Origin of the sequence: Streptomyces sp. NBC_01197 (assembly GCF_036010505.1) — a bacterium.
Taxonomy (GTDB): Bacteria; Actinomycetota; Actinomycetes; order Streptomycetales; family Streptomycetaceae; genus Streptomyces.
The window spans coordinates 5,532,010-5,544,665 of the sequence record NZ_CP108569.1; the positions used below are offsets into that span (position 1 = coordinate 5,532,010).

The window sequence follows — 12,656 nt, forward strand, 5'->3', positions numbered from 1 at the left end:
CCGCTGGGTACTTGCGCGATCGGTCCCGCCCGTGTGGACTACGGCCAACGCCCCGCGCACGCGCGTGGCTGGTGCATTTCCAAAAACGATCAGGAGGCAAACCGTGAGCGCGACCGCGGACCACGCGGAGGAGCGGACCAATCAGGCAGCACGCCTGGGGTTCGAGCCCGGACAAGTGGTCCAGGAGATCGGCTACGACGACGACGTCGAGCAGGAACTCCGTGAGGGTATTGAGAGCGTCATCGGCCAGGAACTCGTCGACGAGGACTACGACGACGTGGCTGACGCTGTCGTGTTGTGGTTCCGCGACGAGGACGGCGACCTTACGGACGCGCTGGTGGACGCGATCGGTCTGGTCGACGACGGCGGCGCGGTCTGGCTGCTGACCCCCAAGACCGGCCGTGACGGTTACGTCGAGCCGAGCGATATCAACGAGGCATCTCAGACAGCCGGTCTGGCCCAGACCAAGAGCATCAATGCCGGCAAGGACTGGACGGGGAGCCGTCTCGTCACACCGAAGGTGGCAAGGTCCGGCAAGCGCTGAGTCGCCACAAGCCCCGAGAAGCCCCCGCCGGCCATCCTGCCGGCGGGGGCTTCCCCTTGTTCGGGGTGGTCCGGCTCCGGCTGGTCCCGGAGTCCGGCTCCGGCTGGTCCGGGCGTCCGGTTCCGGGTGGTCCGGGCGTCCGGTTCCGGCTGGTCCGGGCGTCCGGTTCCGGGTGGTCCGGGTGGTCCGGTGGTCCGGCTGGCCCGGCGAAGGCGCTGCCCGCCCCCCGCTGTGGCCGGTGGCGAGGCCATAGGGTGGTGGGCATCATTCGAATGGCCCCACCGAAGGGAAGCGTTTTCATGGCGATCGAGGTCGGCACCGAGGCCCCGGATTTCGAGCTGAAGGACAACCACGGCCGGACGGTCCGCCTCTCGGACTTCCGCGGCGAGAAGAACGTGGTGCTGCTCTTCTACCCCTTCGCTTTCACCGGCGTGTGCACCGGCGAGCTCTGCGCCCTCCGCGACGAGCTGCCGAAGTTCGTCAACGACGACGTGCAGCTGCTCGCCGTCTCCAACGACTCCATCCACACGCTGCGCGTCTTCGCCGAGCAGGAGGGCCTCGAATACCCGCTGCTCTCGGACTTCTGGCCGCACGGCGAGGCCTCGCGGGCGTACGGCGTTTTCGACGAGGAGAAGGGGTGCGCGGTGCGCGGGACCTTCATCATCGACAAGGAGGGCGTCGTCCGCTGGACCGTCGTGAACGGTCTGCCGGACGCTCGTGACCTGAACGAGTACGCCAAGGCGCTCGACACCCTCTGACCCGGCCGGTCAACTGCCTGCCGTGTCCGGGAACCGGTCACTAGGATCGGTTCGTTGATCCGATGCCACGTAAAACGGGGGCAAGGGCCCTCCTCGGCCCCTCGAAACCAATTGGGAGGACTCGTGGGAGTCAGCCTCAGCAAGGGCGGCAACGTCTCGCTGACCAAGGCCGCACCCAATCTGACGGCGGTCGTCGTCGGTCTCGGATGGGATGCACGCACCACCACAGGTGGTGACTTCGACCTCGACGCCAGCGCGCTGCTGACGAATGAAGAGGGCAAGGTCGCCAACGACTCGAACTTCGTTTTCTTCAACAACCTCAAGAGCCCCGACGGCTCGGTCGAGCACACCGGTGACAACCTCACCGGTGAGGGCGAGGGCGACGACGAGGTCATCAAGGTGAACCTCGCCGGCGTGCCCGCCGATGTCGCGAAGATCGTGTTCCCGGTCTCGATCTACGAGGCCGAGAGCCGCCAGCAGAGCTTCGGCCAGGTCCGCAACGCGTATATCCGCGTGGTGAACGAGGCGGACAACTCCGAGCTGGCGCGGTACGACCTCAGTGAGGATGCGTCGACGGAGACCGCCATGGTCTTCGGCGAGCTCTACCGCAACGGCGCTGAGTGGAAGTTCCGCGCCATCGGCCAGGGGTACGCCTCCGGGCTGCGCGGTATCGCGCAGGACTTCGGCGTCAACGTCTGAGTCTGGCGTCACCGTCTGAGCAGGATTCACTCCGTCCGGCGCCGCACCTCAGTGCGGCGCCGGACGTGCTAGTCAACCGTTCACACCTCGGGGAGGATCAGCGATCATGGGCGTAACGCTCGCCAAGGGCGGCAATGTCTCCCTCTCGAAGGCCGCACCCAACCTCACGCAAGTACTGGTCGGGCTCGGCTGGGACGCACGCTCCACCACCGGAGCGGATTTCGACCTCGACGCCAGCGCGCTGCTGTGCCAGTCGGGCCGGGTGCTCGGCGATGAGTACTTCATCTTCTACAACCAGCTGACCAGCCCGGACGGCTCGGTGGAGCACACCGGTGACAACCTCACCGGCGAGGGTGAGGGCGACGACGAGTCGATCATCGTCGACCTCTCCAAGGTGCCCGCCCACTGCGACAAGATCGTCTTCCCCGTCTCGATCCACGAGGCGGACAGCCGCGGCCAGACCTTCGGTCAGGTCGCCAACGCCTTCATCCGCGTGGTGAACCAGGCCGACGGCCAGGAGCTGGCGCGGTACGACCTGAGCGAGGACGCCTCGACGGAGACCGCGATGATCTTCGGCGAGCTCTACCGGTACGGCGGCGAATGGAAGTTCCGTGCCGTGGGGCAGGGGTACGCGTCGGGACTTCGGGGCATCGCTCTAGACTTCGGGGTCAATGTTTCCTAAAGCATTCTTCCGGCGTGGTTCAAGTCCGGGAGATCTCCCGGCTTCCGTGCGGGGGACCCAGGGTTCGTGCTCCGGGAGAATGCAGGGCTGGGACACCACCTGGACCGCGCACGGCGCGGGGGAACCCGTACACACACGATGGGGTAGCCAGTGCTTCTGAAAACCTTCGGGTGGTCATTCGTGATCACCGTGGTCGGTCTTGCCGTGGCGGTGATCTACGACGGATGGACCGCCGTGGGCATTGTGGCGATCCTGGGCGTCCTGGAGATCTCGCTGTCCTTCGACAACGCGGTGATCAACGCCGGAATCCTGAAGAAGATGAATGCCTTCTGGCAGAAGATCTTCCTCACGGTCGGTGTGCTCATCGCCGTCTTCGGTATGCGACTGGTCTTCCCCGTCGTGATCGTCGCCATCAGCGCCAAGATCAATCCGGTCGAGGCGGTGAAGCTGGCCATCAACGAGAAGGACCACTACCAGCAGCTGGTCACCGACGCCCACCCGTCGATCGCGGCCTTCGGTGGCATGTTCCTGATGATGATCTTCCTCGACTTCATCTTCGAGGACCGCGACATCCAGTGGCTGCGCTGGATCGAGCGCCCGCTGGCCAAGCTCGGCAAGGTCGACATGCTGTCGGTCTGCATCGCGCTCGCCGTGCTGCTGATCTCCTCCTTCACTGTCGCCACCCACGCCCACCAGCACGGCGGCGTGCACGCGGACAAGGCGCAGACGGTCCTCGTCTCCGGTATCGCCGGGCTCATCGCCTACCTCGTGGTGGGCGGGCTCTCCGGGTACTTCGAGAACCGGCTGGAAGAGGACGAGGAGCGTGAACAGGAGGCCGAGGAGGAGGCCAGGAAGTCCGGCTCGGCGGTGCCCGCGGTCATGATGGCCGGCAAGGCCGCGTTCTTCATGTTCCTCTACCTGGAAGTCCTCGACGCCTCCTTCTCGTTCGACGGGGTCATCGGCGCCTTCGCCATCACCAACGACATCGTGCTGATGACGCTCGGCCTCGGCATCGGCGCCATGTACGTCAGGTCGCTCACCGTCTACCTGGTCCGCCAGGGCACCCTGGACGACTACGTCTACCTGGAGCACGGCGCGCACTACGCGATCGGCGCGCTCTCGGTGATCCTGCTCATCACCATCCAGTACGACATCAACGAGGTCATCACCGGACTCGTCGGAGTCGTGCTGATCGGCTTGTCCTTCTGGTCGTCGGTCCGCAGGAACAAGCGCATCGCGGCCGAGGGCGGGGACAGCTCCGGAGACCGGACAGAAGTGCCGTCCGGGGTGTGACCCGTACCGGATTGCGGAACGCTCTGAACGGGGCGGTCAGGAAGCGGAAGCCTCCTGACCGCCCCGTGCGCGTGCCCGTACGCCTGCCTGTACGCGTGGGGGAAGAAGTCCGGGGAAGAACCGGGAAAGAGTCACCGAGCAAGCTGGGGGTGGGACATGGCCTTCTGGGACAGTCTTCGACGGGACAAGCCGCCGCACTTCGATTCGGGGAGCTCGGCGTCCAACTCGATCGAGCTGACCAAGCGGCACCCGGTGGTCTCGCTGACCAAACAGGGCGCGACCACCGGAAACCTGCGAGTGAACCTGTCCTGGCGGATGCGCTCGTCGGACTTCGGCGGCAGCTCGCGGAAGCGCGGAAGTCTGCTGCGCCATCCGTCCCGGATGTTCCAGCCCGACGTAGTCCAGGCGCACACCCAGGGCGTCGTGAACGTCGACCTCGACCTGGGCTGCCTCTACGAGCTGGAGGACGGCACCAAGGGCGTGGTGCAGCCCCTGGGGAACTTCCTCGGCGGACTCAACGAAGCGCCGTATGTGCAGCTCAGCGGTGACGACCGGTTCGGGTCGCCGTCCGGCGAGACGCTCTACGTCAACCTCGACCACCGCGACGAGATCAAACGGCTGCTGGTCTTCGTCTACATCTACGACCAGACGCCCGCCTTCGACCGTACGCACGCCGTAGTGACGCTCTACCCCAGCAACGGCCCGCGCATCGAGATCCAGCTGGACGAGCGCCATCCGCAGGCCCGCTCATGCGCGGTCTTCGCCATCGAGAAGGTCAAGAGCGACATGCTGGTGCGCCGCGAGGTGAAGTTCGTTTACGGCTTCCAGGCCGAGCTGGACCGGCTGTACGGCTGGGGGCTCCAGTGGGGCCGGGGCTACAAGACCAAGATCTGAGCCCGGCCCCCCATCAGCCCTTCGCCGGCCCGCCCCGCCGTCACCTGGGCAGGAACTGCGGTCCCATCGGCGGCAGTCGGAAGTACGGATCGGGCGCGGGAGCGGCCGCCGCGGCCGGCTGCGGATAGCCGCTCCGCTGCGCTCCGCCTCGGCTCCACTCACTGTTTCCGGATGCGGAACGGGCGGGCTGGGCCATCGGCTGGGTCGGCACGGCCTGCGGGTAGCCGTAACCGGGTGGCGGTGACTGCGGGGGCGGGGGGAAGCCGGCGACGGGCGCCGGGATGGTGGGGCCTGTCGCACCCATGGGGCCGGGCTGCGCGGGCTCTGCCGCCGCGCCTGCTGGGGCCCCGTCCGTTCCGGCCGTTGCCGCGTTCACTGCGGGTCCGGCGGGTTCTGCGTCCACTGCGGGTTCTGCGGGTTCGTCGACCGAGATCCCGTACGCCGTGGCAAGCCCGATCAGACCGGTCGGGTAGCCCTGCCCCACCGCCCGGAACTTCCAGCGGTCACCGCGGCGGTACAGCTCGCCGCAGATCATCGCCGTCTCCTCGCCGGTCTCCGGCTGTACGTCGAAGACGGCCAGAGCCGGAGTGCCGTCCCCGGCCGGCGCCGCCGCGTCGTAGAGCAGGATCCGCAGATCCCGTACGGCGCGGAAGGGCGCGTCGTCGGACGAGGCGGCCAGCACCACCTGTTCCACCGAGGGGTCCAGGGCGGCAAGGTCGGCCTCGACGGTGTCGGTGAGGCCTTCGGCGTCACGTTTCTTCGGCAGCCGCCGCACCAGGCCCGACGGGTGGCGCGGCTGGTTGTAGAAGACGAAGTCCTCGTCGGAGCGCACACGCCCGCCGGGGCCCAGCAGCAGGGCGGAAGCGTCGATGTCGGGGACGTCGGGGCGCGGGGTCCAGCGCAGAACGGCCCGTACCGCCAAGGCGTCCAGCGGGACGTTCGAACCCTTCATCATCGCGTGCGTCATGCCGGTCATCCTGCCTTCCCCGCGCGGCCCCGGACAATGCGGGGGCGCTTTGGGGCGAGTCCGGTACATCCCGGCGGGACGGGCGGGACGACTGTTGCGGGTGGGTCCGAATTCCCTCTCCGTTGGAACTAGTGCCATGCGTCCATACGTACTATTACCGGCCGCGCGTCATCGGGACGGCATGGCACTACGAGGGGACCTTATGCATCATTTCGGGCATATCTCGCCCCTTGTCCGGTCGGAGCTCTTCCATCAGGAGCCGGCCGACTTCACCTCCGGGTCTCCGGCACCCGTCCTCGGCGCCGCTCTCGGCGCCACGCTCTACAGCCCGGCCACCCGGCCACAACTCGCCGACGACGTGCTGAAACAGGCCGCACGCGGGGTGGTCTCCATGGTGCTGTGCCTGGAGGACTCCATCGACGACGCCGATGTCGCCGACGGCGAGGTCAATCTGGTCCGCCAGTTCGCCGAGCTGGAAGCCAGGTGTGGCGGGCCCGCCGGGAACGCGGACGACATGCCCCTGCTCTTCATCCGGGTCCGCGAGCCGGATCAGATACCTGACCTGGTCCACAGGCTGGGCCCGTCGGCGCGGCTGCTGTCCGGATTCGTACTGCCGAAGTTCACCGAGGAGCGTGGCACGGCCTTCCTGGAGGCGCTCACCGGGGCGGAGGCGGCGGGCGGCCGGCGGCTGTTCGCCATGCCTGTCCTCGAATCCCCCGAGCTGCTGCACCTGGAGACCCGTGCGGACTCCCTCGCAGGAATAGCCCGCACGGTCGACAAGTACCGTGACCGGATCCTCGCCCTCCGGCTCGGTGTCACCGACTTCTGCTCGGCGTACGGGCTGCGCAGGACGCCCGACATGACCGCGTACGACGTCCAGATCGTCGCCTCGGTCATCGGCGACGTGGTGAACGTCCTGGGCCGCTCGGACGGTACGGGCTTCACGATCACCGGCCCGGTCTGGGAGTACTTCCCAGTCCAGGAACGGATGTTCAAGCCGCAGCTGCGCCGCAGCCCCTTCATGGAGGGCCGCGCCGACCAGCTCCGGACCACTCTGATCGAGCACGATCTGGACGGACTGCTGCGCGAGATCGGGCTCGACCGCGCCAACGGACTGCTCGGGAAGACCTGCATCCACCCCTCGCACGTGATGCCGGTGCACGCCCTCTCGGTCGTCAGCCACGAGGAGTTCAGCGACGCCCGTGACATCGTCCGGCCCGACCGGGACGGCGGGGGGGTGCTGCGCTCCGCGTACACGAACAAGATGAACGAGGTGAAGCCGCACCGGGCCTGGGCCGAGCGGACCCTCCTGCGGGCCGAGGTCTTCGGTGTGGCCAGGGAAGACATCGGCTTTGTCGAACTGCTCACGGCCGGGCTCTCCGGCTGATGCGAACCGGAAGGGAAGAGACGGGCGAAGTGGTCTGGTCGGGAACATGGGTCGCGGACCGGCTCGGTGTGCGGCTCGCGGGGGACGACGGCCTCCGGGACGTGCTGGGCCTCGCGCTGCGGCGCAATCCGAAACGCGCCCATCTGCTGGTGTCGAACGTGCTGGGCAAGCATGTGCCGCAGCGCCCGTCGACGGTGTACGGCCACGGCCACCGGCTCGGCCTCGCGGTACGGCGGCTGCTCGGCGACGAGGCCGCGCGGAGGGCGGTCGTCCTCGGCTACGCGGAGACCGCGACGGGCCTGGGCCACTCGGTCGCGGACGGGCTGGCCCTCGCGCCGTATCTGCACTCCACCCGCCGCGAGGTCGCCGGGGTGGCGCGGGCGGGCGGCTTCGAGGAGTCGCACTCGCACGCGACCTCGCATCTGCTGCTGCCCGAGGACCCGGAACTGCTGGCGGGCGACGGCCCGCTGGTCCTCGTGGACGACGAGTTCTCCACCGGCAACACGGTGCTCAACACCATCCGCGATCTGCACGGGCGGTATCCGCGCCGGTGGTACGTGGTCGTCGCGCTGGTCGACATGCGGTCGGCCGCCGACCGGGACCGGCTGACGGACTTCGGCCGGGAGATCGGCGCCCGGGTCGACCTGCTGACCTCGGTGCGCGGTGAGGTGGAACTGCCCGACGGCGTACTGGAGAAGGGGCGCCGTCTGGTCGAGGAGCACGAGGGGCGGCGGCGCCACACGTACGCTTCCCCCGGCGCCGGGCCCGGCGGTCCGGTCGTCCGGGCGGATCTCGGCTGGCCGGACGGGCTGCCGGACGGCGGGCGGCACGGCTTCACCCCCGACCACCGCGCCACCCTGGAGGCCGCGCTGCCGGGGATGGCGGCGCGGCTCGCGGAGGCGCTGGCGCGGGGTGTGCCGGGCTCGGAGCCTGCTGCCACGGATCGGCCGGCCACGCCTGCCACGCCCGCCCCGCGTGTCCTCGTGCTCGGATTCGAGGAGCTGATGTACACCCCGCTCCGCCTCGGCCTCGCGCTGGAGCAGGCCGGGCACGACGTACGCTCATCGACCACCACCCGCTCGCCGGTACTCGCCCTGGACGTTCCCGGCTACGCGATACGGACCGGCCTGGTCTTTCCCGCGCACGACAGCCCCGGCGACGGGCCGGGCGACCGGTACGCGTACAACGTGGCGGGCGGCGGCTTCGACGCGGTGGTCCTCGTCGTCGACTCGGCCGCCGACACCCCCGAACTGCACGCCCCCGACGGCCTCCTGGCCCAACTCGCCGCGCACGTCCCGCAGGTGCTGCTGGCGGTCGTCCCGTCGTACGTCCCCCCACAGCCGCGCGCCCCCGGACAGTCGTACGCCCCCGGACAGCCACATGTACCCGGGCAGTCGTCCGTACCCCTACAGCCCCACGTTCCCGAACAGCAGGAAGCAGCCGCCCCCATGCCCGAGCCGTTGCGCGGCCCCGCCTTCTCCTCCTACGCCGCCGAAGACGTCGGCTGGCTGCTCCAGGATCTCTCCGACGTGCAGCTGGAGGCGCCCACCGAGGAGCGCGAGGAGGCGATACAGGCGGGGGGTGCCCACTACGCCGAGTCGCTGCCTGTCGAGTACCAGCCCAGCGAGCAGTATCAGGAGCTGTTCAGGGCTGCGCTGGAGACCTCGGCGCCGCGGATCGCGCAGGCCGTCGGCACGGTCACCGAGACCGTGCTCGCCGAGCGGTCCGCACGGCCGGTCCTGGTCTCCCTCGCCCGCGCCGGTACGCCCGTCGGCGTACTGATGCGCCGCTGGGCCCGGCACCGCCACGGCCTGGACCTGCCGCACTACGCGGTGTCCATCGTGCGGGGCCGTGGCATCGACGCCAACGCACTGCGCTGGCTGGCCGCCCACCACGACCCGGCCGATGTCGTCTTCGTCGACGGCTGGACCGGCAAGGGTGCCATCACCCGTGAACTGGCGGACGCGCTGGCGGAGTTCCCCGGCTTCGACCCGGAGATCGCGGTGCTGGCGGACCCGGGCGGCTGCGTCCGTACGTACGGCACCCGCGAGGACTTCCTCATCCCCTCCGCTTGCCTCAACTCCACGGTGTCCGGATTGATTTCGCGTACGGTCCTCCGCGCCGACCTGGTCGGGCCCGGGGACTTCCACGGCGGGAAGTTCTACCGCGAGCTGGCGGACTCCGACGTCTCGGCGGACTTCATCGACGCCGTCGCCGCCCGCTTCGACGGAGTGTCCGGCGCGGTGGACACGGCGGTGAAGGAGCAGCTGGCGGCGGACCGCGCACCGACCTGGGAGGGGTGGGCGGCCGTCGAGCGGATCAGCGAGGAGTACGGCATCCACGACGTCAACCTCGTCAAGCCGGGGGTCGGCGAGACCACCCGCGTCCTGCTGCGCCGCGTCCCCTGGAAGATCCTCGCCAGGAGCGGTGCGGGCGCCGATCTCGACCACGTACGGCTCCTCGCGGAGCAGCGCGGCGTTCCGGTCGAGGAGGTCGACTCGCTGCCGTACAGCTGCGTCGGTCTGATCCACCCGCGCTTCACCCGCGGCGCGACCGGCGCCGACGGCACCGCGGCGGTGACCGCGTGAACCCGGCAGCGCCCGTACTCGTCGCCAGCGATCTTGACCGCACCCTCATCTATTCGGCGCCCGCGCTCGGCCTGACCATGCCGGACGCCGAAGCGCCGAGGCTGCTCTGCGTCGAGGTGTACGAGAGCAGGCCGCTCTCGTACGTCACGGAGACCGCGGCCGGGCTGCTCGGCGCGCTCGCCGCTGAGGCCCTCTTCGTACCGACGACCACGAGGACGCGCGAGCAGTACCGCCGCATCCGGCTGCCCTGCCCGCCGCCGAGGTTCGCGATCTGCGCCAACGGCGGTCATCTGCTGGTGGACGGGGTGTCCGACCTGGGCTGGCAGTCCGCTGTGGCCCGACGTCTGGCCGCCGAGTGCGCCACCCTGGCCGAGGTACGCACCCACCTGGTGTCCGCGGCCGATCCGGCCTGGCTGCTCAAGGAACGGGTGGCCGAGGACCTCTTCGCCTATCTGGTCGTCGAACGGGCCCTGCTGCCTGAGGGCTGGGTGGACGAGCTGTCCGCGTGGGCCGGGCCGAGGGGCTGGACGGTCTCGCTCCAGGGCCGCAAGCTCTACGCGGTGCCGAAACCGCTGACCAAGAGCGCGGCGGTGCGCGAGGTGACCCGCCGCACCGGCGCCGAACTCACCCTGGCCGCAGGCGATTCCCTCCTCGACGCGGACCTGCTGCTGGCCGCCGACCGGGGCTGGCGCCCCGCGCACGGCGAACTCGCGGACGCGGGGTGGAGCGCGCCGCATGTGGAGGTGACCGCCGGGCGCGGGGTCGCGGCCGGCGAAGAGATCCTGCGGGAGTTCACCCGCGCCGCGCAGGGCGGCACGGGGTCGCTGTCCGGAGCGGGCAGTGGCGGGGCGCTGTCCGGAGCCGCGCCGCTGGAGCTGCCGGACTAGGACCTAGCCGCAGCAGCCTCCGCCGCAGCACCCGCCTCCGCCGCCTCCGCCGCCCCCGCCGGACGGGGCTCCGGCAGCGGACCCCCCGACGGCAACAGCGGACAGCAGCTTGACCGTGTCCTCGTGGCCTTCGGGGCAGGCGGCGGGTGCCGAGGACTCGGCCATCGGGCGGCTGATCTCGAAGGTGTCGCCGCAGGAGCGGCAGCGGTACTCGTAACGGGGCATGAGGCCCAGATTAGAGGTGCGGGGCGCCGCTGCGCACCACCTCAGCGCACCACGGTGCCCGGCGCCGCTCCGAGGAGCCCCAGCTCGGCACGGGTCGGAGCGCCCTCCCAGTCGCCGGACGCGGCCACCGCGAACGCTCCCGTGGTCACCGCCCGGTCCAGCCGCTCCCCCGTGTCCGAACCGTCGAGCAGCGCCGAGAGATATCCGGCGACGAACGCGTCGCCCGCACCGACCGGGTCCACGACCGGCACCGTACGGGCGGGTGCGTGCAGCTCGCCCTGCAAGGTGTACGCCGTGGCGCCCGCCGCACCGAGCTTGACCACGACTTCGCCCGCCCCGGCCTCCAGCAGTGCTTCCGCCTGCCGGGCCGGGTCTTCCGGGCAGTCCGCGGGCAGACAGAGCGGCAACTCGTCGTCGGACGCGATCAGTACGTCGGCGCGCGGCGCCCAGTCCCGCAGCACCGCCGACGCCTCCTCCGTACTCCACAGCCGGGAGCGGAAGTTGACGTCGAGACTGATCAACACGTCGTTCTCGGCGGCCAGTTCCATCGCGCGCTCGGCGGCGGAGCGGGCGGTGGGGGAGAGGGCGGGGGTGATACCGGTCAGATGCAGCACGCGGGTGGCGCGGTTCGTGTTCGCACCCGTGTCCGCGCCTGTGTCCGCCCCGGTTCCGGCGTCCAGGAACGCGGTGAAGGCCCGCTCCACGTCGTCGGCCGCGATCCTCGAACCGGCCGATCCCGCACGGTAGTAGTGCACCCGCGTCACGCCGGGCAGCCGCGGCTCGAAGAGGAGCAGCCCGGTGGGCGCGGCCTCGTCACGCGTGGTGGCCGTGACGCCGACCCCCTCGGCGCGCAGCGTCCGCAGCACCAGTTCACCGGCCTCGTCGGCGCCTGTCGCACCCGCCCAGTGCACCGGGTGCCCCAACCGGGCCAGGCCGATGGCCACGTTCGACTCGGCACCGGCGACCGAGACGGCCATGGTGCCGCCCAGCTTCAGCTGCCCGTCGCCGCGCAGCGCGACCATCGTCTCGCCGAAGGTGAACACGCTCATGACCGGACCGCCGGGGCCGCTGCCTCGGTGGCCCGCACTGTCCCGACGATGTTCAGGAACGCGGCGGCCCGCTTCCGCAGCGCGTCCTGGTCCCCGCCGTCGGCCGCGTCCCCGATCAGTGGCGACCCGACGCCCACGGCGACCGCACCCAGCGTCAGGTACTCGGCGGCGGCCGCCGCGTCCACCCCGCCCACCGGTACGAACGGAACATCCGGGAAGGGGGCCCGCAGCGCCTTCAGATAGGAGGAGCCGCCCACCGACGCGGGGAAGAGCTTCAGCGCGGTGGCGCCGGCCGCGATACCGGCGATGACCTCGGTGGGGGTGACGACTCCGGACAGTACGGGGAGCCCCAGCCGTACGGCCTCGTCCACGCCCGCGCCGAGCCCCGGAGTCACGATGAGGTCGGCTCCGGCCTCCGCGGCCCGCCGTGCGTCGTCCGCGGTGAGGACGGTGCCCGCGCCCAGCCACGCGCCGTCCCCGAGTGCGGCCCGCGCCCGGCGTATGACCCCGAGCGCGTCCGTGCCGCTGAGCGACACCTCGACCAGGGGTATCCCGCTCTCGACTAGCGTCATGACCGACCTGAAGGACGCCTCGGGGTCCGAGCCGCGGACGATGGCGACCAGCCGCTCATTCCGGAGACTCGCGGTGAAGTCGGTGCGGTCCATCTGTTCTCTTCCTGCCTT

13 protein-coding genes are annotated in these 12,656 nt (G+C 70.2%); 9 read left to right on the plus strand and 4 right to left on the minus strand.

Features of this window, described 5'->3' with window-relative positions:
* Positions 1-103: 103 nt before the first annotated feature.
* The 6 genes from OG452_RS25460 to OG452_RS25485 all read left to right on the plus strand — a co-directional run bounded on the left by OG452_RS25460 (position 104) and on the right by OG452_RS25485 (position 4,870).
* Complete coding sequence (locus OG452_RS25460) at positions 104-544, plus strand: DUF3052 domain-containing protein (RefSeq protein WP_164260513.1); 441 nt, start codon at positions 104-106, stop codon at positions 542-544.
* Between the two features lie 299 nt (positions 545-843).
* Positions 844-1,302 carry a peroxiredoxin gene (locus OG452_RS25465; RefSeq protein ID WP_266857437.1) on the plus strand — a complete coding sequence of 153 codons (459 nt, stop codon included), beginning with the start codon at positions 844-846 and terminating at the stop codon, positions 1,300-1,302.
* Positions 1,303-1,425: 123 nt separating this feature from the next.
* Positions 1,426-2,001: a TerD family protein gene (locus tag OG452_RS25470; RefSeq protein ID WP_327297894.1), complete on the plus strand. Its 576-nt coding sequence runs from the start codon at positions 1,426-1,428 to the stop codon at positions 1,999-2,001.
* A 106-nt stretch (positions 2,002-2,107) separates the two neighbouring features.
* Positions 2,108-2,683 (plus strand): TerD family protein, encoded by a 576-nt coding sequence (locus tag OG452_RS25475; protein WP_266857441.1) that lies wholly within the window; start codon positions 2,108-2,110, stop codon positions 2,681-2,683.
* Positions 2,684-2,833: 150 nt separating this feature from the next.
* Complete coding sequence (locus OG452_RS25480) at positions 2,834-3,976, plus strand: DUF475 domain-containing protein (protein WP_327297895.1); 1,143 nt, start codon at positions 2,834-2,836, stop codon at positions 3,974-3,976.
* 156 nt (positions 3,977-4,132) lie between these two features.
* Entirely contained in the window at positions 4,133-4,870 is a 738-nt protein-coding gene (locus tag OG452_RS25485) for a TerD family protein (protein WP_327297896.1), read from the plus strand.
* Between the two features lie 40 nt (positions 4,871-4,910).
* Here OG452_RS25485 and OG452_RS25490 read toward each other — a convergent pair whose 3' ends face one another.
* Entirely contained in the window at positions 4,911-5,837 is a 927-nt protein-coding gene (locus OG452_RS25490; protein ID WP_327299772.1) for a TerD family protein, read from the minus strand.
* A 202-nt stretch (positions 5,838-6,039) separates the two neighbouring features.
* Here OG452_RS25490 and OG452_RS25495 point away from each other — a divergent pair, with 202 nt between their 5' ends.
* From OG452_RS25495 to OG452_RS25505, 3 genes are read left to right on the plus strand one after another with little or no spacing between them, the layout of a single operon-like run.
* The gene (locus OG452_RS25495) at positions 6,040-7,224 is read left to right on the plus strand and encodes an HpcH/HpaI aldolase/citrate lyase family protein (RefSeq protein WP_327297897.1); all 1,185 of its coding nucleotides are present in this window, start codon (positions 6,040-6,042) and stop codon (positions 7,222-7,224) included.
* Complete coding sequence (locus OG452_RS25500; RefSeq protein ID WP_327297898.1) at positions 7,224-9,812, plus strand: phosphoribosyltransferase; 2,589 nt, start codon at positions 7,224-7,226, stop codon at positions 9,810-9,812. Before OG452_RS25495 ends, OG452_RS25500 begins: the two co-directional genes overlap by 1 nt.
* On the plus strand, positions 9,809-10,699 hold the full coding sequence (locus OG452_RS25505) for an HAD family hydrolase (protein WP_327297899.1): 891 nt from the start codon (positions 9,809-9,811) through the stop codon (positions 10,697-10,699). Before OG452_RS25500 ends, OG452_RS25505 begins: the two co-directional genes overlap by 4 nt.
* Positions 10,700-10,702: 3 nt before the next feature.
* On the opposite strand, the gene OG452_RS25510 is transcribed toward OG452_RS25505, so the two are convergent.
* Genes OG452_RS25510 through OG452_RS25520 form a run of 3 tightly spaced genes read right to left on the minus strand, consistent with a single transcriptional unit; the run spans position 10,703 to position 12,638 of the window.
* Positions 10,703-10,924 carry an FmdB family zinc ribbon protein gene (locus OG452_RS25510; protein ID WP_327297900.1) on the minus strand — a complete coding sequence of 74 codons (222 nt, stop codon included), beginning with the start codon at positions 10,922-10,924 and terminating at the stop codon, positions 10,703-10,705.
* Positions 10,925-10,965: 41 nt separating this feature from the next.
* Positions 10,966-11,973 carry a sugar kinase gene (locus OG452_RS25515; RefSeq protein ID WP_327297901.1) on the minus strand — a complete coding sequence of 336 codons (1,008 nt, stop codon included), beginning with the start codon at positions 11,971-11,973 and terminating at the stop codon, positions 10,966-10,968.
* Positions 11,970-12,638 (minus strand): bifunctional 4-hydroxy-2-oxoglutarate aldolase/2-dehydro-3-deoxy-phosphogluconate aldolase, encoded by a 669-nt coding sequence (locus OG452_RS25520; RefSeq protein WP_327297902.1) that lies wholly within the window; start codon positions 12,636-12,638, stop codon positions 11,970-11,972. Before OG452_RS25520 ends, OG452_RS25515 begins: the two co-directional genes overlap by 4 nt.
* Positions 12,639-12,656: the final 18 nt, after the last annotated feature.